Here is a 19,298-nt window from a genome sequence, read left to right as displayed (position 1 = left end):
TCGCCTCACCCAGAAATCAGATTCTTGCCCGCGATTTTCGACCGATACAGCGCCTGATCGGCCCTGGCCAGCAACCCGGTCTGTTGTTCTTCTTCAAAGCGCTGCACCACGCCAAAACTCATGGTCACTTGATAGTCCCCGACCGGCAGCAGGCTCGCCAGGCCATGACGGATTCTTTCAGCGAGTGACCTGGCGTCGGCCAACAAGGTATTGGGCAAAATCAGGATGAATTCGTCACCGCCCCAGCGCGCCAACAGATCGCCTTTGCGCACGCAGTGCTTCACACTCTCGATCACTTGCACCAACGCTGCATCTCCCAGGGCGTGACCGTAGTGATCGTTGATATTTTTGAAGTCATCGAGGTCCATGGCGATCAGCGACAGGGGTTCGCGGAAGCGTTGGGCGCGGTCGCATTCCTTGGGCAGGGTTTTCTCCAGTCGATAGCGATTGGCGATGCCGGTCAGCACATCGGTTTCTGCCAATTTACGATTTTCTTCGAGTTGAATCTGTAACTGCTGATTGACCCGGGACAACTCCCGAGTGCGTTCCTTGACGATGGCTTCCAGGGATTGATTACGCCGCTCCATTTCTTCGATCAGGCGTTTCTTGTCTTCGATGCTGCGGTGCGCGCCGATCATTCGCGCCACCGAGCCGTCGGCATTACGTGCCAGCACGTAGCCGCGATCCTCGATCCAGGTGTAAGTGCCATCGCGCATGCGGCAGCGATACTCGGCCTGATAAGCGGGAGCGCGCTGATCCAGGTAGTCATCAAACAACGCCATGACCCGCGAATAATCGTCGGGGTGGATCACGTTTTCCCAGGTCAACACATTGTTGTCCAGGGAATGAGGCGTATAGCCGAGCATCTCGTACCACCCGGGGTTGCGATAGACGAACCCGGTGTTGGCGTTCCAGTCCCAGATACCATCGCTGACCAGTTCCAGAATGGTGTGCAGCATGTCTTCGTTAAAATCTGACAGATCGAACTTCAACGGCTCGATTTTCGATGCCTCACCCATCATCGGTCTCCCTGCCGTCCTGATATTAACGTGACTCGTCAGTCGAGGAGATTAGTTCATGGCGTATTGCCCCGGCTAGTGCTTGCCCCACCACTGCAGTGCAAAGTCAACGAAGCTGCGCAATTTCGGCAAACGGTAGCGGTCCTGGGCATACACCAGGTTCATCGGCCGACTTGGCAGTTGGTAGTCCTGCATCAAGGCCACCAGTTTTCCGTCCCGAAGGTCTTGCTCCACCAGCGCATCGGGCACCATCACGATGCCCATGCCGGTTCGCGCCGCTTGATGCAGCCCCGCCGAGCTGTTGATCAACATCGGCCCGCTGACCGCCACCATGACTTCACCTTCGGGCCCCTTCAGGCGCCATTGTTTTGCTACCGAGTGCCAGTCATCTCCGGCCGGGTAGGCGAAGGCCAAACAGTCATGGTGTTGCAGGTCGGCGGGTTTCTGCGGTGTGCCTCGACGCTCCAGATAATCCTTCGATGCGCACAGGGTCATCGTGTAGTCGATGAGCGGGCGAGAAATCATGTTGGACAGCTCGGTCGTGCCCAGACGAATCGCCACGTCGAAACCGTTGTCGAGCAAGTCCAGGCGCTGGTTGGTCAAAACGACATCGAGTTTGACTTGCGGGCAGCGCAGGGTGAATTCGCTCAGGGCCGGTGCGAGCCGTTCGGTGCCGAAGGTCAGCGGTGCGGTGATGCGCAGAGTGCCGCTCGGCTCGTCGAGGGTTTGTTCGGCCAGGCGTTCGGAGTCAGCCACCAGCCCCAGCACTTCGAGACACCGCTGATAGTACGCCGTGCCGAATTCCGTCAAACGCTGACGCCGTGTCGTACGGTTGAGCAAGCGCACACCCAGGCGTTGCTCCAGAGCCCGCAGATGATTACCGACCATGGTCGTGGACATTTCGCACTGCAAAGCGGCGGCGGTCATGCTGCCGGCTTCCACCACTCTTACGTAAACGGTCATTGCCTGGAATAAATCCATTATCAAGCTCAGCTTTAAAATGATTGAAGTGTTGCGGTATTTATCCAGCTCAGGTGGCTAACCATACTGCAAAAACACCGACTATTGATGGAGCTTGATGTCATGACTGCCACCTGCCTGATGAGCACTTACCAACCTTTGGCCCTGAGTTTCAGCAAAGGCCTGGGCACGCGCCTGTGGGATCAGGCCGGTCGTGAATACCTGGACGCGGTGGCGGGCGTGGCGGTGACCAACGTCGGCCATTCCCATCCGCGAATCGTGTCGGCCATCAGCGAACAGGCCGGGTTGCTATTGCACACATCCAACCTGTACAGCATCGACTGGCAACAGCGGCTGGCGCAGAAACTGGTTCGGCTGTCGGGCATGGAGCGGGCGTTCTTCAATAACTCCGGTGCCGAAGCCAACGAAACTGCGCTGAAACTTGCGCGGCTTTACGGCTGGCACAAAGGCATCGAGCAGCCGCTGGTAGTGGTCATGGAGAACGCTTTCCACGGACGGACCCTCGGCACCTTGTCGGCCAGTGACGGCCCGGCGGTGCGCCTGGGGTATAACAAGTTGCCGGGGGACTTCATTAAAGTGCCATTCGGCGACCTCGCTGCCCTGGAGAAGGCGCAGAAAGCCCACGGCCCACGCATTGTGGCGATTCTGATGGAGCCGATTCAGGGCGAAAGTGGTGTGCAAGTGGCGCCGCCTGGTTATCTCAAAGCAGTGCGCGAGCTCTGTGACCGACGCGCCTGGTTAATGATGCTCGACGAAATCCAGACCGGCATCGGCCGTACCGGCCAGTGGTTTGCGTTTCAGCACGAAGGCATCATCCCGGACGTCATGACCTTGGCCAAAGGCCTGGGTAACGGAGTGCCCATCGGTGCTTGCCTGGCTCGGGGCAGGGCTGCGGATTTGTTCACGCCGGGCAGCCACGGCAGCACGTTCGGCGGCAATCCGCTGGCGTGTCGGGTGGGTTGCACCGTGCTGGAGATCATCGAGGAACAAGGCCTGCTGGAAAACGCCAGACTTCAGGGCGAACGCCTGCTTGCCAGATTGCGCGTCGAACTGGCCGACGATCCGAACGTCCTGGTGATCCGTGGCCAGGGATTGATGATCGGCATCGAACTCGCCCAACCAATCCGCGACCTGACCCTGATCGCCGCACGGGATCACGGTTTGCTGATCAACGTGACACGGGGCAAGACCATTCGCCTGCTGCCACCGCTGACGATCGATGAGCGGGAAGTGGAAATGATTGTCAGAGGAGTGGGGCGGGCGGTGAAAGCGGCCTGAATGTGCTCAGTAGTGATACCTGCAAAGCACGATGCGCACCTCACCATTCTCGATTGCATAAACCAGGCGATGCTCGGAGGTGATTCGGCGTGACCAGAGGCCGCTCAGATTGTGTTTGAGCGGTTCAGGTTTGCCCAATCCTTCGAAGGGCTCACGCAGGATCGCCTTGATCAGCAGGTTGATTCGTTTGAGCCCGGCCTTATCGTTTTGCTGAAACCACAAATAGTCGTCCCAGCCTTCAGGAGTGAACTCGATATTCATTCTTCGATGAGTTGCCTGACTTTGGTTTTCCCTGCTCGTAGGTTGCCGATTGATTTGATCAGTCGCTCGGCATTGGCTGGAGAACGGAGCAGATAGGCTGTCTCTTCGAGAGCGTTGTACTCCGCCAGAGACATCATCACCACAGGTTCGCCTTTCTGGCGGGTAACCAGCAATGGGGCACGGTCTTCGTTGACCCGATCCATGGTTTCGGCCAGATGTGCACGTGCGGTGGTGTAGTTGATGGTTTGCATGTTGTAGTCCTCGCTCAATGCAAAGAACGTACAGAAATGAGTACATGATGACAAGGCGACACCTACGAGTGGTCATTACGCAGACGACATATCCACGCTGGGTTAAAGTATCGCTGAAGCTTCTTCAAGACGTTTCTGCGAACGATGTAATCCCATTCTGACAATCTCGCCAGCTAGTCGTGTCCAATGTAGGAGTCCGATTCGCACGCAGAAAACGGCAGGGACGATCAGTCGGTTGGTTGCACCGCACTGACGAAAGCCGAGACTTCAGCCTGATTCATCAGTTGGCGTTTCGACCCGCTAAACCGGTCAAACAAACGCTGATGGGCGGCAAATCCACTGGACCCTTGGCGAGTACGGTAGCTGCCGGCCCAATCGAGTAACGCAATCAGCAACTCTTCCTTCTCGTCCCGCCTCGCTTCTCGCTGGCGTATGTTGTTCACGCAATCTTCGTCCTCCAGACACAGCCAGATCAGCGCAGTGGCCTGCTCCACAAGTTCGCTGACCATCCAGCCGTAAACACCCTCGATAACCCAACGCTCTTCACTCGCCGCCACCCGCGCCATTCCCAGTGCTTCGTTGCGGGGACGGGCGATGCTGTGTTCATCGGATACCCAGTGAATCAGGTCGAGATCGGTACAAGGCACTTGCAGATGCTCGGCCAGTCGTTTGGCCAGCCAGCTCTTGCCCGAGCCGGAATTGCCGATGATCAGGGTTCGAGTGAGGTTTAGGGTGGCCGGGTAATGATTACTCATGGTCATTCGTGCGAAGTCAGTCGGCTGTTTCGGACATTTCTGGCGCGATCATTCGCGTCTTCGGCGATCCATCCGCATTGAATTGATAAATATCCTGTGGCTGGCCCTTTTCATTGAAGAACACTTGGCCAATTCCTGCCGAGTTCCACAACCGTTCCCCTGCTTCGGCGCGTTCGGGGATGTGCGGAACAATGCGCATGCGTCGGCGTTTGGTCAGCCAGTTAAGGGGCGAGCGGGGCGAGTAGAGCCAACGGTTGAGGCGGTCGAACCATTCGAGCAGGGCGGGTGGGAATTCGTTTTTGATGCCGCTGCTGGTGATCTGCCAGATACGCGGGCCGGCCTTGCGGTGTCGGATCAATACTTCATAGACGAAGGAATAATGCACATCACCGGACAGCACCACGTAGTTACCGGGTGTGCGGGAGTGTCGGAAAATGTTCAGGATCACCTGAGCCGCGCCGCGATGAGCCATCCAGTTTTCGGCGTCCACCAGCAGTGGGTAACCGCACCAACTGAACACGCGCTGTACGGTTTCGATCAATTTGACGCCGAAGATCGGCGCCGGTGAGACGATGATCGCCGAAGAATGATCGAGCAATTCCTGTTGCAGCTCACTGAGCGCTTCCCAGTCCAGCAGGCCCGACGGCTGCTTGAGATTCATCTCGCTACGCCAGCGCCGGGTGCGGGTGTCGAGCACCACCAGCGCCGGGCGGGTGGGCAGCACGTAATGCCACTGCTGAAAACTCAGCAGTTCATCGATCAATTCGTCCTGGATCTCGCTGTCGAGGTGATGGTCTTGCCCCGTGACGCTCAATAAGCGGGTTTTTTCCAGTACGTTGCCAAACGCATCCGGGTTGTTGCCCCAACCCTGACACAACATATAAGCAAGCAGCGCGTTGCCGATGATGCGCTTGGAGAACGGATGGTTGTAGGCCGTTTCCTCCCATTGCGCAGAAAGATTCCAGTCATCGGTAATATCGTGGTCATCGAAAATCATCAGGCATGGCAAATGCGCCATCGCTCGCGCGACGCCACCCAGCCCCGCCTTGAACCCATCGATGCGCGTCTGCTCCAGGGCATAACGCTTGCGTCGTTCGGGCGTCAGTGTCGGTGGTTGCGGCGCGATCAACGTCCAGGGCGTTGGCGACCACACCAGCAGGTACATGGCCATGACTTCGGCGAAGGTCACCAAATGATTGTCGGCGCTGCTGCTGGTGAAAATCGGCTTACGCACGCCACCGAAAAATCGCTCGCGCAGGGTTTCGTTGCTCTCAAGCGCTGGTAACAAATCCGCACGATGGTAGTAACTGGCCGGATGTTCGTAGAGTTTGGCGCTGTCGCTGACCACTGCGCCGTCGAGGTGTTCGTCGAACAACCCCAGGCGTTCGATCAAGGCATGAATTGCACGCAGCATTGGCCCCGCGACATCATCCGCATACACCTGATCGCCGCTCATCATTAATAGAGCCGGACGCTTGCTTGCGTCCGGCTCTGACGCGAGCAACCGGTCGACACACAGCAAGCCATCGGCCGCCGGATGGTGAGGTTTACGGCAGGAGCCATGCAGCAACTGATCGATCTGTGAGCGCAACACAAAGTTCGGGCAGCGCGCTTCGCCATATAGTAGGTGAGGTGCCCATTCGGCGATGCCCGACGGAGCGCCATCCGCCTCGGTGATCAGCAGGTCGTACTCGATTAGCGTGTCGCAGGGCAGGGCGGTGTTCAGCGGTACATCGATTAGATGAATAAAGGCATGAGTGCCGACGGGAATGATCGTGCATTGATCCGCATTGAGGCGGATATCGATGCCTTGCAGGCGCAGCGTCAGCGCCAGCGCACGCGACCCGACCAGCCAGAGCACCAGCCGCGCAGGTTCCAGGCGCCGCAATAACGGGCCGACGAGTACGGGTGGTAGTGATTGATGAGCGTCAGCTAGTGGCAAAGACATGGACATCCCGTTCAAGAATCCTGGCGCAGAGGGGCGCGATCATAGCGCAGCTGGTAAAGAGGGCGGGTTTGTCGACGGGTAATGCAAGCAAAGCCTGGACTGCTCATGAGGCAGAAGTCGGTACTGCGCCTAAGCCGCATGGATTAGGTAAAAATAATTACAACAGGTGGTTGACCACCAAATAAAACACTGTATTATTCGCCTCCCGCTAACGAGGAGTTTGAAACTGAGTTGGCGGCAAGTAGTTGAATTTCATGAAGAAAATTTGAAATTTACTGCTTGACAGCAACAGAGGCTGCTGTAGAATGCGCGCCTCGGTTGAGACGAAAGATCTTAACCAACCGCTCTTTAACAACTGAATCAAGCAATTCGTGTGGGTGCTTGTGGAGTCAGACTGATAGTCAACAAGATTATCAGCATCACAAGTTACTCCGCGAGAAATCAAAGATGTAACCAACGATTGCTGAGCCAAGTTTAGGGTTTCTTAAAAACCCAAAGATGTTTGAACTGAAGAGTTTGATCATGGCTCAGATTGAACGCTGGCGGCAGGCCTAACACATGCAAGTCGAGCGGCAGCACGGGTACTTGTACCTGGTGGCGAGCGGCGGACGGGTGAGTAATGCCTAGGAATCTGCCTGGTAGTGGGGGATAACGTTCGGAAACGAACGCTAATACCGCATACGTCCTACGGGAGAAAGCAGGGGACCTTCGGGCCTTGCGCTATCAGATGAGCCTAGGTCGGATTAGCTAGTTGGTGAGGTAATGGCTCACCAAGGCGACGATCCGTAACTGGTCTGAGAGGATGATCAGTCACACTGGAACTGAGACACGGTCCAGACTCCTACGGGAGGCAGCAGTGGGGAATATTGGACAATGGGCGAAAGCCTGATCCAGCCATGCCGCGTGTGTGAAGAAGGTCTTCGGATTGTAAAGCACTTTAAGTTGGGAGGAAGGGCAGTTACCTAATACGTAATTGTTTTGACGTTACCGACAGAATAAGCACCGGCTAACTCTGTGCCAGCAGCCGCGGTAATACAGAGGGTGCAAGCGTTAATCGGAATTACTGGGCGTAAAGCGCGCGTAGGTGGTTCGTTAAGTTGGATGTGAAATCCCCGGGCTCAACCTGGGAACTGCATTCAAAACTGTCGAGCTAGAGTATGGTAGAGGGTGGTGGAATTTCCTGTGTAGCGGTGAAATGCGTAGATATAGGAAGGAACACCAGTGGCGAAGGCGACCACCTGGACTGATACTGACACTGAGGTGCGAAAGCGTGGGGAGCAAACAGGATTAGATACCCTGGTAGTCCACGCCGTAAACGATGTCAACTAGCCGTTGGGAGCCTTGAGCTCTTAGTGGCGCAGCTAACGCATTAAGTTGACCGCCTGGGGAGTACGGCCGCAAGGTTAAAACTCAAATGAATTGACGGGGGCCCGCACAAGCGGTGGAGCATGTGGTTTAATTCGAAGCAACGCGAAGAACCTTACCAGGCCTTGACATCCAATGAACTTTCCAGAGATGGATTGGTGCCTTCGGGAACATTGAGACAGGTGCTGCATGGCTGTCGTCAGCTCGTGTCGTGAGATGTTGGGTTAAGTCCCGTAACGAGCGCAACCCTTGTCCTTAGTTACCAGCACGTAATGGTGGGCACTCTAAGGAGACTGCCGGTGACAAACCGGAGGAAGGTGGGGATGACGTCAAGTCATCATGGCCCTTACGGCCTGGGCTACACACGTGCTACAATGGTCGGTACAGAGGGTTGCCAAGCCGCGAGGTGGAGCTAATCCCATAAAACCGATCGTAGTCCGGATCGCAGTCTGCAACTCGACTGCGTGAAGTCGGAATCGCTAGTAATCGCGAATCAGAATGTCGCGGTGAATACGTTCCCGGGCCTTGTACACACCGCCCGTCACACCATGGGAGTGGGTTGCACCAGAAGTAGCTAGTCTAACCTTCGGGGGGACGGTTACCACGGTGTGATTCATGACTGGGGTGAAGTCGTAACAAGGTAGCCGTAGGGGAACCTGCGGCTGGATCACCTCCTTAATCGACGACATCAGCTGCTCCATAAGTTCCCACACGAATTGCTTGATTCATTGAAGAAGACGATACGAAGCAGCCCGAAATTGGGTCTGTAGCTCAGTTGGTTAGAGCGCACCCCTGATAAGGGTGAGGTCGGCAGTTCGAATCTGCCCAGACCCACCAATTTTGTGTGGGAATACCTGTAGAAATACGGGGCCATAGCTCAGCTGGGAGAGCGCCTGCCTTGCACGCAGGAGGTCAACGGTTCGATCCCGTTTGGCTCCACCACTACTGCTTCTGTTGTTGAAAGCTTAGAAATGAGCATTCCATTGTGATGATGGTGAATGTTGATTTCTAGTCTTTGGCTAGATCGTTCTTTAAAAATTTGGGTATGTGATAGAAAGATAGACTGAACGTTACTTTCACTGGTAACGGATCAGGCTAAGGTAAAATTTGTGAGTTGCTCTTAATTGAGCATGCGAATTTTCGGCGAATGTCGTCTTCACAGTATAACCAGATTGCTTGGGGTTATATGGTCAAGTGAAGAAGCGCATACGGTGGATGCCTTGGCAGTCAGAGGCGATGAAAGACGTGGTAGCCTGCGAAAAGCTTCGGGGAGTCGGCAAACAGACTTTGATCCGGAGATGTCTGAATGGGGGAACCCAGCCATCATAAGATGGTTATCTTGTACTGAATACATAGGTGCAAGAGGCGAACCAGGGGAACTGAAACATCTAAGTACCCTGAGGAAAAGAAATCAACCGAGATTCCCTTAGTAGTGGCGAGCGAACGGGGACTAGCCCTTAAGTTGATTTGAGATTAGCGGAACGCTCTGGAAAGTGCGGCCATAGTGGGTGATAGCCCTGTACGCGAAAATCTCTTGTCAATGAAATCGAGTAGGACGGAGCACGAGAAACTTTGTCTGAATATGGGGGGACCATCCTCCAAGGCTAAATACTACTGACTGACCGATAGTGAACTAGTACCGTGAGGGAAAGGCGAAAAGAACCCCGGAGAGGGGAGTGAAATAGATCCTGAAACCGTATGCGTACAAGCAGTGGGAGCCCACTTTGTTGGGTGACTGCGTACCTTTTGTATAATGGGTCAGCGACTTATTTTCAGTGGCGAGCTTAACCGAATAGGGGAGGCGTAGCGAAAGCGAGTCTTAATAGGGCGTCTAGTCGCTGGGAATAGACCCGAAACCGGGCGATCTATCCATGGGCAGGTTGAAGGTTAGGTAACACTGACTGGAGGACCGAACCGACTACCGTTGAAAAGTTAGCGGATGACCTGTGGATCGGAGTGAAAGGCTAATCAAGCTCGGAGATAGCTGGTTCTCCTCGAAAGCTATTTAGGTAGCGCCTCATGTATCACTGTAGGGGGTAGAGCACTGTTTCGGCTAGGGGGTCATCCCGACTTACCAAACCGATGCAAACTCCGAATACCTACAAGTGCCGAGCATGGGAGACACACGGCGGGTGCTAACGTCCGTCGTGAAAAGGGAAACAACCCAGACCGTCAGCTAAGGTCCCAAAGTTATGGTTAAGTGGGAAACGATGTGGGAAGGCTTAGACAGCTAGGAGGTTGGCTTAGAAGCAGCCACCCTTTAAAGAAAGCGTAATAGCTCACTAGTCGAGTCGGCCTGCGCGGAAGATGTAACGGGGCTCAAACCATACACCGAAGCTACGGGTATCACTTAGGTGATGCGGTAGAGGAGCGTTCTGTAAGCCTGTGAAGGTGAGTTGAGAAGCTTGCTGGAGGTATCAGAAGTGCGAATGCTGACATGAGTAACGACAATGGGTGTGAAAAACACCCACGCCGAAAGACCAAGGTTTCCTGCGCAACGTTAATCGACGCAGGGTTAGTCGGTCCCTAAGGCGAGGCTGAAAAGCGTAGTCGATGGAAAACAGGTTAATATTCCTGTACTTCTGGTTATTGCGATGGAGGGACGGAGAAGGCTAGGCCAGCTTGGCGTTGGTTGTCCAAGTTTAAGGTGGTAGGCTGGAATCTTAGGTAAATCCGGGATTCTAAGGCCGAGAGCTGATGACGAGTGTTCTTTTAGAACACGAAGTGGTTGATGCCATGCTTCCAAGAAAAGCTTCTAAGCTTCAGGTAACCAGGAACCGTACCCCAAACCGACACAGGTGGTTGGGTAGAGAATACCAAGGCGCTTGAGAGAACTCGGGTGAAGGAACTAGGCAAAATGGCACCGTAACTTCGGGAGAAGGTGCGCCGGTGAGGGTGAAGCACTTGCTGCGTAAGCCCACGCCGGTCGAAGATACCAGGCCGCTGCGACTGTTTATTAAAAACACAGCACTCTGCAAACACGAAAGTGGACGTATAGGGTGTGACGCCTGCCCGGTGCCGGAAGGTTAATTGATGGGGTTAGCTAACGCGAAGCTCTTGATCGAAGCCCCGGTAAACGGCGGCCGTAACTATAACGGTCCTAAGGTAGCGAAATTCCTTGTCGGGTAAGTTCCGACCTGCACGAATGGCGTAACGATGGCGGCGCTGTCTCCACCCGAGACTCAGTGAAATTGAAATCGCTGTGAAGATGCAGTGTATCCGCGGCTAGACGGAAAGACCCCGTGAACCTTTACTATAGCTTTGCACTGGACTTTGAATTTGCTTGTGTAGGATAGGTGGGAGGCTTTGAAGCGTGGACGCCAGTTCGCGTGGAGCCATCCTTGAAATACCACCCTGGCAACTTTGAGGTTCTAACTCAGGTCCGTTATCCGGATCGAGGACAGTGTATGGTGGGTAGTTTGACTGGGGCGGTCTCCTCCTAAAGAGTAACGGAGGAGTACGAAGGTGCGCTCAGACCGGTCGGAAATCGGTCGTAGAGTATAAAGGCAAAAGCGCGCTTGACTGCGAGACAGACACGTCGAGCAGGTACGAAAGTAGGTCTTAGTGATCCGGTGGTTCTGTATGGAAGGGCCATCGCTCAACGGATAAAAGGTACTCCGGGGATAACAGGCTGATACCGCCCAAGAGTTCATATCGACGGCGGTGTTTGGCACCTCGATGTCGGCTCATCACATCCTGGGGCTGAAGCCGGTCCCAAGGGTATGGCTGTTCGCCATTTAAAGTGGTACGCGAGCTGGGTTTAGAACGTCGTGAGACAGTTCGGTCCCTATCTGCCGTGGACGTTTGAGATTTGAGAGGGGCTGCTCCTAGTACGAGAGGACCGGAGTGGACGAACCTCTGGTGTTCCGGTTGTCACGCCAGTGGCATTGCCGGGTAGCTATGTTCGGAATAGATAACCGCTGAAAGCATCTAAGCGGGAAACTAGCCTCAAGATGAGATCTCACTGGGACCTTGAGTCCCCTGAAGGGCCGTCGAAGACTACGACGTTGATAGGTTGGGTGTGTAAGCGCTGTGAGGCGTTGAGCTAACCAATACTAATTGCCCGTGAGGCTTGACCATATAACACCCAAGCAATTTGTATGCTTCGAGCTGAAAAGCGAAAGGGCACCAGATTGCGGTGTGTGAAGACGCAATGAACCGAAAGTTCGCAAGCATTCACAAAAACCGCAGAAACTATCGCATACCCAATTTGCTGAAGCGTCGAAAGACGGTTCGGTACCCGAATTTCTTGACGACCATAGAGCATTGGAACCACCTGATCCCATCCCGAACTCAGAAGTGAAACGATGCATCGCCGATGGTAGTGTGGGGTTTCCCCATGTGAGAGTAGGTCATCGTCAAGATTAAATTCCGAAACCCCTATCTGCGTATGCAGGTAGGGGTTTTGTTTTGTCCGCAGGAAAGTTTCTTCAGCCTGGATCATGGCTATATCTTTTTTATCGAATATCGCAGTATATGAAAATATATAGCGAGAATTCGTACAAAAGGAATGATCGATGACAGCGGCCCTGAGCGGTAAAGAAGCAGTAGGCGAGCATTACACGTTGGAAACGATGCGCCATGCGCAGCAGATGACCTGGAAGGCTATCGAACAGATTGCCCGGGTTGTTTCTCCCGGCATGCGCGAGTCCGAAGCCCAGTCACTGGGTAAACAGGTTCTGTCGGAACTTGGCATGGATCGCATCTGGCACCCGCTGCTGATCCGCTTTGGCGCCAATACGCTCAAGACGTTCAAACAACGCTCCGATGGCGATCCTGTGTTGGGTGACGAAGATATTTTCTTCGTCGACATGGGCGCGGTCTGGCAAGGGCACGAAGGTGATGCAGGGGCGACGTTCACCACCGGTTCCGACCCGGAAATGATCGCCTGTGCTGCGGCCTCCCGGGAGCTTTTCAATCGGGTCGAAGGCTTTTGGCGCAGCGAGCGGGTTTCCGGCATGGAGCTTTACCGCTATGCGGCCGACCAGGCGCAAGCCATGGGGTGGAAGCTCAACCTGGACATCAAGGGCCACAGAGTCAGCGATTTCCCTCATGCCATTCACCGTGGTGGCGACCTCGGGGATTTAGACAAGTGCCCAACGACCGGCCTGTGGATTCTGGAAATCCAGATCGCCCACCCTGAGCGCCCTTTCGGAGCGTTCTACGAAGACTTGCTTATCTGATCAAGGAAACCTCATGCCAAACCAAACAGAGCAACCGGTTCTGCTGTTCTCCTACGGTACTTTGCAGGACCGGGCCGTTCAGCTGTCCACCTTCGGGCGCGAGTTGAAAGGGCGCCTGGACAGCCTGCCAGGTTACAAGCAGAACCTGGTCGAGATAACCGATCCGGCGGTGTTGGCGGCGAGTGGGAAAAGCCATCATCCGATCGTGCAGGAGAGTGGCGACCTGTCGGACGAGATCGCCGGCACTGTTTTCGAGATCACGGCCCAAGAGCTGGTCGCGGCCGACGAATACGAGGTGGCGGACTACAAACGCGTCAGTGTGACCCTCAAGTCCGGCATCAGTGCCTGGGTCTACGTGCGAGCCTGACTTCCGGAAGTTTCACGCCGACGGGCAAGGACTCTCGCCGGCGATGATCATGCAGGCCCAGGCTGAAGTTCAGCAATTGCCTGGGGGGATACTCATTTGCTGGGGAGGAGGATTACTGACCACACTACCAAAGTGATCGCTGCCGCCAACAGACTACACGTCCCGGCAATCAAATGACGGAAGGCGGGGTGTTCAGACTGCTTGAGTCTGGCAATCACCAAGAGCCATGTGCCGACGAAGGCGCCCATAACCGCCATCAACGTATAGAGTACGTATAAAACGATCCGTGCTGAGGAGGCTTCTCCGGGGGCAAGCCATCTATTGAACAAAACCAGCACCGCTATCCCGACAATAAAACTACCCACGGCACCTGCCAGGTTGGCGAGCCATAGATTCACAGCTCCGCGGTTCTTCACCACCCAAATCCACATCCCCACTGTCGCAGCGAGGAACACCAATACGCCAATTAGCAGCATTCAATCCTTTTCCTTGTTCGCAATAACCCTGAAACCGCCATTGGTCATCTTTGATGAGATGAGGCGATGGCAACACGATATCAAACCGATGGGGTTATGCCGAAGGATGTTGCTGATTGATGTGGATTTTGGCTGCGTTTGACTCCGTCACTCATTGAATACAGGGTCGACGTTAAAAACGCTGGAACGCTCCCTTGGCCCGTCTCAACAGGCCAAGGGATCTGTAAACCTAAGCCTCCCAGCCCGCGCCACTAACCGCCGCCTGCGCCAGCGGGTGCAAGTCTGCTCCCTGATGCGTCGTCTGCCAGGCCAGCAACTCCTTGCGCATGCCGGGCGTCCAGTACATCTGCAGATGATTGCGCACGCCGAGCACGGCCTGTTGCTGATCCGGTTCGCTGGCAAAGTATTGGGCGATCTGGTTGACCATCTTGATCAGGTTTTCCGTACTCATCGGCGTACCTCGGCTTTTGTCCCGGCGCTGCGTTCATGGCGACGTTCGTTGAGCAGGCGTTGTTGTTCGTCGCTGAATGCCTGATAGCGTTTTTGCCACTCGGAAGGGTGATAGACGCGGCTGACCTCCACGGCGGTGACCTTGTACTCCGGACAGTTGGTCGCCCAGTCGGAGTTGTCGGTGGTGATCACGTTGGCACCCGACTCAGGGAAGTGGAAGGTGGTGTACACCACGCCCGGGGCAACCCGTTCGGTGACTCGTGCCCGCAGTACGGTCTGGCCGGCGCGGCTGCCGATGCCGACCCAATCGCCTTCGTTGATCCCACGGCTCTCGGCGTCGGTCGGGTGGATTTCCAGGCGGTCTTCGTCGTGCCAGGCGACGTTTTCAGTACGCCGGGTCTGGGCGCCGACGTTGTACTGGCTGAGGATGCGTCCGGTGGTCAGCAGCAGCGGATAGCGACTGTTGACCTTTTCCTCGGTCGGCACGTAGCCGGTGAGCATGAAGCGCCCCTTGCCACGCACGAATTCCTCAATGTGCATGGTTGGGGTGCCGTCCGGTGCCGCGGCGTTGCACGGCCATTGCAGGCTGCCGTGACTATCCAGTGCGGCGTAGCTGACGTTGGTGAAGGTCGGCGTCAGGCTGGCGATTTCATCCATGATTTCCGACGGATGCTTGTAGTTCATCGGATAGCCCAGGGCGTTAGCCAGAGCCACGGTGCCTTCCCAGTCGGCCTTGCCGCCCAGAGGCTCCATGACCTTGCGTACCCGGGAGATGCGCCGCTCGGCGTTGGTGAAGGTGCCGTCTTTTTCCAGGAACGAGGCGCCCGGCAGGAACACATGGGCGAACTTGGCGGTTTCGTTGAGGAAAATGTCCTGCACCACGATGCATTCCATGGCCGACAGCGCCGCGGTGACGTGTTGGGTGTTGGGGTCGCTCTGGGCGATGTCTTCGCCCTGGCAGTACAGGCCCTTGAAGCTGCCGGCCAGTGCAGACTCGAACATGTTGGGAATGCGCAGGCCCGGATCGGGTTGCAGGGTGACGTTCCAGGCCTGTTCGAACTGCGTCCGTACCACCTCGTTGGAGACGTGACGGTAACCGGGCAGTTCGTGGGGGAAGGAGCCCATGTCGCAGGAGCCCTGAACGTTGTTCTGCCCACGCAACGGGTTCACGCCCACGCCTTCTCGACCGATGTTGCCGGTGGCCATGGCCAGGTTGGCAATGCCCATGACCGCGGTACTGCCCTGGCTGTGCTCGGTGACGCCCAGGCCGTAATAGATCGCCGCGTTGCCGCCGGTGGCATACAAGCGCGCAGCGGCACGGATATCGGCAGGTTCTACGCCGCAGACAGGGCCAAGGGCTTCCGGCGAGTTTTCCGCTCGGCTGACGAACTCTTTCCAGTGGGCGAAATCGTTGCCTTCGCAACGGGCGTCGATAAAGGCCTGGTTGAGCAAGCCTTCGGTGACGATGACGTGGGCCAGGGCGTTGAGCATGGCGACGTTGGTGCCCGGACGCAGGGCCAAGTGCAGTTCGGCGCGGGCATGCACCGTGTCCACCAGGTCAATACGGCGTGGGTCGATGACGATCAGTCGCGCGCCTTCACGCAGACGGCGCTTGAGCTGGGAGGCGAACACCGGGTGAGCGTCGCTGGGGTTGGCACCCATCACCAGGATCACGTCAGCCTGCATCACCGAGTCGAAACTCTGTGTGCCGGCGGACTCGCCCAGGGTTTGTTTCAGGCCATAGCCGGTCGGCGAGTGGCAGACCCGCGCACAGGTGTCGACGTTGTTGTTGCCGAACGCGGCGCGCACCAGTTTTTGCACCAGGTAGGTTTCTTCGTTGGTGCAACGGCTGGAGGTGATGCCACCAATGGAATCGCGGCCGTATTTTTGCTGCAACCGGCGGAATTCGCTGGCGGCGTAAGTCACCGCTTCATCCCAGCTGACTTCCTGCCAAGGGTCGTTAATGGACTTGCGGATCATCGGCTTGGTGATGCGATCCGGGTGAGTCGCGTAGCCCCAGGCAAAGCGCCCCTTGACGCAGGAGTGGCCGTGGTTGGCTTGGCCGTTTTTGTCCGGAACCATGCGCACCAGTTGGTCGCCTTTCATCTCGGCGCGGAACGAACAGCCCACGCCGCAATAGGCGCAGGTGGTGATGACGCTATGTTCGGGCTGACCCAGTTCGACCACACTTTTTTCCATCAGTGTCGCGGTCGGGCAGGCTTGCACACAGGCGCCGCAGGACACGCATTCCGAGTCGAGGAAGTCCTCGCCACCGGCGGCCGCGACCCGGGATTCGAACCCGCGCCCGGTAATGGTCAGGGCAAACGTACCCTGGGTTTCTTCGCAGGCGCGCACGCAGCGGTTGCAGACGATGCACTTGCTCGGGTCGTAGTCGAAGTACGGGTTGGACGTGTCCTTCACGTCGTCCAGATGGTTCTCGCCCTCATAGCCGTAACGCACTTCCCGCAGGCCGACCTGGCCGGCGACGGTTTGCAGCTCGCAGTTGCCGTTGGCCGAGCAGGTCAGGCAATCCAGCGGGTGATCGGAGATGTACAGCTCCATGACGTTGCGGCGCAGGGTCGCGAGCTTCGGCGTCTGGGTGTGCACGGTCATGCCTTCGCTGACCGGCGTGGTGCAGGATGCGGGGTAGCCGCGCATGCCGTCGATCTCCACCAGACACATGCGGCAGGAGCCAAAGGCTTCCAGGCTGTCGGTGGCGCACAGTTTGGGGATGGTGGTGCCCAGCAACGCGGCGGCGCGCATCACCGAGGTGCCTTCGGGCACGCTGATGCTTTGGCCGTCGATGTTCAGGGTGACTTGCACCTGGCTTTCGCGGGCCGGGGTACCCAGATCCATATCGGTTTTCGGGTCGAATACAGTGATCATTGCTCGGCCTCCGAGGCTTGCAGACCGAAGTCGGCGGGGAAGTGCTTGAGGGCGCTGACGACCGGATAGGAGGTCATGCCGCCCAACGCGCACAGCGAACCGTATTGCATTGTGTCGCACAGGTCCTTGAGGATGATCGCCTGCTCATCGCGACCGTTCTGGTCAGGCGCAGCCAGCAGGCGGTCTATCACCTCAACGCCCCGGGTCGAGCCGATACGGCACGGTGTGCATTTGCCACAGGATTCCTCGGCACAAAACTGCATGGCGAAGCGCGCCATGTGGGCCATGTCCAACGTGTCATCAGCCACCACCACACCACCGTGGCCGAGCATCGCGCCCATGGCGGCGAAGGCTTCGTAATCCAGCGGCGTATCGAATTGCGAGGGTGGCACCCACGCACCGAGAGGGCCGCCAACCTGCGCGGCCTTCAGCGGCCGGCCACTGGCGGTCCCGCCGCCGTAGTCTTCCACCAATTCCCGCAGGGTCAGGCCAAAGGCCCGTTCCACCAGACCGCCGTGACGAATATTGCCCGCCAGCTGGAAGGGCATGGTGCCCAGGGAACGGCCCATGCCGTAATCGCGATAGAACTGCGCGCCCTTGGCCATAATCATTGGCACCGAGGCCAGCGTCAGCACGTTGTGCACCAGGGTCGGCAGGCCGAACAGGCCCTGCAGCGCGGGGATCGGCGGCTTGGCGCGGACGATCCCGCGCTTGCCTTCGAGGGAGTCCAGCAGCGCGGTTTCCTCACCGCAGATGTAAGCGCCGGCACCGACCCGCACTTCCATGTCGAAGGCCAATCCGCTGCCGCCGACATTGGCGCCGAGGTAACCGGCGGCCCGGGCGATGTCCAGCGCCTCGCGCAAGGTGGCCACGGCCTGTGGATATTCCGAGCGCACATAGATGTAGCCGTAGCTGGCGCCGACGGTGATGCCGGCAATGGCCATGCCTTCGATCAGCAGGAAGGGGTCGCCTTCCATCAGCATACGGTCGGCGAAGGTGCCGGAGTCGCCTTCGTCGGCGTTGCACACAATGTATTTCTGCGCCGCTTGGGTGGCGCGCACCGTGCGCCATTTGATCCCGGCCGGGAAAGCCGCGCCGCCACGGCCACGCAGACCCGAATCGAATACTGCAGTCGCGGTCTGCTCGCCGCCCAAGGCGATGGCCTGGGTCAAGCCCTCGAAGCCTCCGTGAGCCCGGTAATCCTCCAGGGACAACGGCCGGGTAATGCCGGCGCGGGCGAACAGCAGGCGTTGTTGGCTCTTCAGATAAGGCAACTCCTCCACCAGCCCCAAGGCCAGCGGATGAGCGGACGGCTCGCCTTGCAGCGCATCAAGCACGGACGGCACATCGGCAGCGGTCAGCGGGCCGAAGCCGATACGACCTTGCGGGCTGTCCACTTCCAGCAGCGGTTCCAGCCAGTACAGGCCGCGCGAGCTGGTGCGTTGCAAGTCCAGCGGCAGACCGCGCTCCCGGGCCTGAGTGGTCAGGGCCACGGCCACCTCATCGGCGCCTACGGCACGGGCAAGAGAATCACAGGGCAGATAAAGCGTCGGCATCATGCGTCCTCCTGGCAAGCGTTGAGCAGGGCATCCAGGCGTTCGGCAGTGAGCCGCGCATGCACCTGACCATCCAGCTCCAGGGCAGGTGAGCAGGCGCAGGCGCCGAGGCAATACACCGGGCGCAGACTGATGTTGCCGTCGGCACTGCTGCCGTGGTCGTCCAGTTGCAGGCGGTCGCGCAATTGCGCCGCGAGCTGCTCGGCGCCGCGGCTCTGGCAGGACTCGGCCCGGCACAGACGCAGGATATGCCGGGCCGGAGGCGCGGTGCGGAAGTCATGGTAGAAGCTGATCACCCCACGAACCTCAGCCTGACTCAGGTTAAGGGCGTGGGCAATCTCGGGAACGGCGGCATCGGGGATGTAACCGATGCCCTCCTGAATTTCATGAAGGATCGGCAACAATGCGCCGGGCAAACCCTTGTGGCGCTCCAGCAGGCTGTTGACCATAGGCAGGTGCAACATCTCATCAGACATACAGCATTCCTCACGGTCACGGACAAACCAGGCGGTTGTCGGTCGT

14 protein-coding genes, 2 tRNA genes and 3 rRNA genes are annotated in these 19,298 nt (G+C 57.3%); 8 read left to right on the top strand and 11 right to left on the bottom strand.

The annotated features are described in order from the left end of the window. Positions 1–5 precede the first annotated feature (5 nt). Both ACEN8R_RS19255 and ACEN8R_RS19250 read right to left on the bottom strand, forming a co-directional pair. Positions 6–1,019, bottom strand: coding sequence for a sensor domain-containing diguanylate cyclase (locus ACEN8R_RS19255; RefSeq protein WP_018930167.1), 1,014 nt, complete (start codon positions 1,017–1,019; stop codon positions 6–8). A 75-nt stretch (positions 1,020–1,094) separates the two neighbouring features. Then, positions 1,095–2,000, bottom strand: coding sequence for a LysR family transcriptional regulator (locus ACEN8R_RS19250; protein WP_026286730.1), 906 nt, complete (start codon positions 1,998–2,000; stop codon positions 1,095–1,097). 102 nt (positions 2,001–2,102) lie between these two features. Here ACEN8R_RS19250 and ACEN8R_RS19245 point away from each other — a divergent pair, with 102 nt between their 5' ends. Continuing rightward, positions 2,103–3,278 carry an aspartate aminotransferase family protein gene (locus ACEN8R_RS19245; protein ID WP_018930169.1) on the top strand — a complete coding sequence of 392 codons (1,176 nt, stop codon included), beginning with the start codon at positions 2,103–2,105 and terminating at the stop codon, positions 3,276–3,278. A gap of 6 nt (positions 3,279–3,284) precedes the next feature. On the opposite strand, the gene ACEN8R_RS19240 is transcribed toward ACEN8R_RS19245, so the two are convergent. From ACEN8R_RS19240 to ACEN8R_RS19225, 4 genes are all read right to left on the bottom strand, one after another. Then, on the bottom strand, positions 3,285–3,539 hold the full coding sequence (locus ACEN8R_RS19240; protein WP_007940443.1) for a Txe/YoeB family addiction module toxin: 255 nt from the start codon (positions 3,537–3,539) through the stop codon (positions 3,285–3,287). Next, entirely contained in the window at positions 3,536–3,790 is a 255-nt protein-coding gene (locus ACEN8R_RS19235; protein WP_007940444.1) for a type II toxin-antitoxin system prevent-host-death family antitoxin, read from the bottom strand. Before ACEN8R_RS19235 ends, ACEN8R_RS19240 begins: the two co-directional genes overlap by 4 nt. A gap of 227 nt (positions 3,791–4,017) precedes the next feature. Beyond that, positions 4,018–4,545, bottom strand: coding sequence for a P-loop NTPase family protein (locus ACEN8R_RS19230; protein WP_018930170.1), 528 nt, complete (start codon positions 4,543–4,545; stop codon positions 4,018–4,020). 16 nt (positions 4,546–4,561) lie between these two features. Next, on the bottom strand, positions 4,562–6,499 hold the full coding sequence (locus ACEN8R_RS19225) for an alkaline phosphatase D family protein (protein WP_026286731.1): 1,938 nt from the start codon (positions 6,497–6,499) through the stop codon (positions 4,562–4,564). Positions 6,500–6,997: 498 nt separating this feature from the next. On the opposite strand from ACEN8R_RS19225, the gene ACEN8R_RS19220 reads away from it, so the two are divergent. The 7 genes from ACEN8R_RS19220 (at position 6,998) to ACEN8R_RS19190 (ending at position 13,408) form a co-directional block, all read left to right on the top strand. Then, a 16S ribosomal RNA gene (locus tag ACEN8R_RS19220) occupies positions 6,998–8,536 on the top strand. An 82-nt stretch (positions 8,537–8,618) separates the two neighbouring features. Next, positions 8,619–8,695: transfer RNA gene (locus tag ACEN8R_RS19215), tRNA-Ile, on the top strand. Positions 8,696–8,724: 29 nt separating this feature from the next. Then, positions 8,725–8,800 (top strand) — tRNA-Ala (locus ACEN8R_RS19210). A 246-nt stretch (positions 8,801–9,046) separates the two neighbouring features. Beyond that, a 23S ribosomal RNA gene (locus tag ACEN8R_RS19205) occupies positions 9,047–11,938 on the top strand. A gap of 168 nt (positions 11,939–12,106) precedes the next feature. After that, positions 12,107–12,222, top strand: a 5S ribosomal RNA gene (gene rrf, locus ACEN8R_RS19200). The 16S, 23S and 5S rRNA genes sit together here with 2 tRNA genes alongside, the layout of an rRNA operon. 153 nt (positions 12,223–12,375) lie before the next feature. Beyond that, the gene (locus tag ACEN8R_RS19195) at positions 12,376–13,041 is read left to right on the top strand and encodes a M24 family metallopeptidase (protein ID WP_018926724.1); all 666 of its coding nucleotides are present in this window, start codon (positions 12,376–12,378) and stop codon (positions 13,039–13,041) included. 13 nt (positions 13,042–13,054) lie between these two features. Beyond that, complete coding sequence (locus tag ACEN8R_RS19190) at positions 13,055–13,408, top strand: gamma-glutamylcyclotransferase family protein (RefSeq protein ID WP_064616227.1); 354 nt, start codon at positions 13,055–13,057, stop codon at positions 13,406–13,408. A gap of 92 nt (positions 13,409–13,500) precedes the next feature. On the opposite strand, the gene ACEN8R_RS19185 is transcribed toward ACEN8R_RS19190, so the two are convergent. The 5 genes from ACEN8R_RS19185 to ACEN8R_RS19165 form a co-directional block, all read right to left on the bottom strand. After that, complete coding sequence (locus ACEN8R_RS19185; protein WP_018926722.1) at positions 13,501–13,884, bottom strand: hypothetical protein; 384 nt, start codon at positions 13,882–13,884, stop codon at positions 13,501–13,503. A gap of 229 nt (positions 13,885–14,113) precedes the next feature. Next, on the bottom strand, positions 14,114–14,335 hold the full coding sequence (locus ACEN8R_RS19180; RefSeq protein ID WP_018926721.1) for a formate dehydrogenase subunit delta: 222 nt from the start codon (positions 14,333–14,335) through the stop codon (positions 14,114–14,116). Beyond that, a complete protein-coding gene (gene fdhF / locus ACEN8R_RS19175) occupies positions 14,332–17,220 on the bottom strand; it encodes a formate dehydrogenase subunit alpha (protein WP_019581640.1) in 2,889 nt (962 codons plus the stop codon). The genes ACEN8R_RS19180 and fdhF overlap by 4 nt, the downstream gene beginning before the upstream one ends. After that, positions 17,217–18,779: a formate dehydrogenase beta subunit gene (locus tag ACEN8R_RS19170; RefSeq protein WP_495624261.1), complete on the bottom strand. Its 1,563-nt coding sequence runs from the start codon at positions 18,777–18,779 to the stop codon at positions 17,217–17,219. The genes fdhF and ACEN8R_RS19170 overlap by 4 nt, the downstream gene beginning before the upstream one ends. After that, a complete protein-coding gene (locus ACEN8R_RS19165) occupies positions 18,776–19,252 on the bottom strand; it encodes a formate dehydrogenase subunit gamma (protein WP_018926718.1) in 477 nt (158 codons plus the stop codon). Before ACEN8R_RS19165 ends, ACEN8R_RS19170 begins: the two co-directional genes overlap by 4 nt. Between the last annotated feature and the right edge of the window lie 46 nt (positions 19,253–19,298).

It is taken from the genome of Pseudomonas sp. Pseusp15 (assembly GCF_059492165.1).
This window is presented reverse-complemented; position numbering and strand designations above follow the sequence as displayed.

What these genes read in the sequence shown, in the direction of transcription:
- ACEN8R_RS19255 (WP_018930167.1), bottom strand. Translation starts at nt 1,019, where the DNA reads ATGGGTGAGGCATCGAAAATCGAGCCGTTGAAGTTCGATCTGTCAGAT.
- ACEN8R_RS19165 (WP_018926718.1), bottom strand. Translation starts at nt 19,252, where the DNA reads ATGTCTGATGAGATGTTGCACCTGCCTATGGTCAACAGCCTGCTGGAG.
- ACEN8R_RS19185 (WP_018926722.1), bottom strand. Translation starts at nt 13,884, where the DNA reads ATGCTGCTAATTGGCGTATTGGTGTTCCTCGCTGCGACAGTGGGGATG.
- ACEN8R_RS19195 (WP_018926724.1), top strand. Translation starts at nt 12,376, where the DNA reads ATGACAGCGGCCCTGAGCGGTAAAGAAGCAGTAGGCGAGCATTACACG.
- ACEN8R_RS19170 (WP_495624261.1), bottom strand. Translation starts at nt 18,779, where the DNA reads ATGATGCCGACGCTTTATCTGCCCTGTGATTCTCTTGCCCGTGCCGTA.
- ACEN8R_RS19245 (WP_018930169.1), top strand. Translation starts at nt 2,103, where the DNA reads ATGACTGCCACCTGCCTGATGAGCACTTACCAACCTTTGGCCCTGAGT.
- ACEN8R_RS19225 (WP_026286731.1), bottom strand. Translation starts at nt 6,499, where the DNA reads ATGTCCATGTCTTTGCCACTAGCTGACGCTCATCAATCACTACCACCC.
- ACEN8R_RS19250 (WP_026286730.1), bottom strand. Translation starts at nt 2,000, where the DNA reads ATGGATTTATTCCAGGCAATGACCGTTTACGTAAGAGTGGTGGAAGCC.
- fdhF (WP_019581640.1), bottom strand. Translation starts at nt 17,220, where the DNA reads ATGATCACTGTATTCGACCCGAAAACCGATATGGATCTGGGTACCCCG.
- ACEN8R_RS19235 (WP_007940444.1), bottom strand. Translation starts at nt 3,790, where the DNA reads ATGCAAACCATCAACTACACCACCGCACGTGCACATCTGGCCGAAACC.
- ACEN8R_RS19180 (WP_018926721.1), bottom strand. Translation starts at nt 14,335, where the DNA reads ATGAGTACGGAAAACCTGATCAAGATGGTCAACCAGATCGCCCAATAC.
- ACEN8R_RS19230 (WP_018930170.1), bottom strand. Translation starts at nt 4,545, where the DNA reads ATGAGTAATCATTACCCGGCCACCCTAAACCTCACTCGAACCCTGATC.
- ACEN8R_RS19190 (WP_064616227.1), top strand. Translation starts at nt 13,055, where the DNA reads ATGCCAAACCAAACAGAGCAACCGGTTCTGCTGTTCTCCTACGGTACT.
- ACEN8R_RS19240 (WP_007940443.1), bottom strand. Translation starts at nt 3,539, where the DNA reads ATGAATATCGAGTTCACTCCTGAAGGCTGGGACGACTATTTGTGGTTT.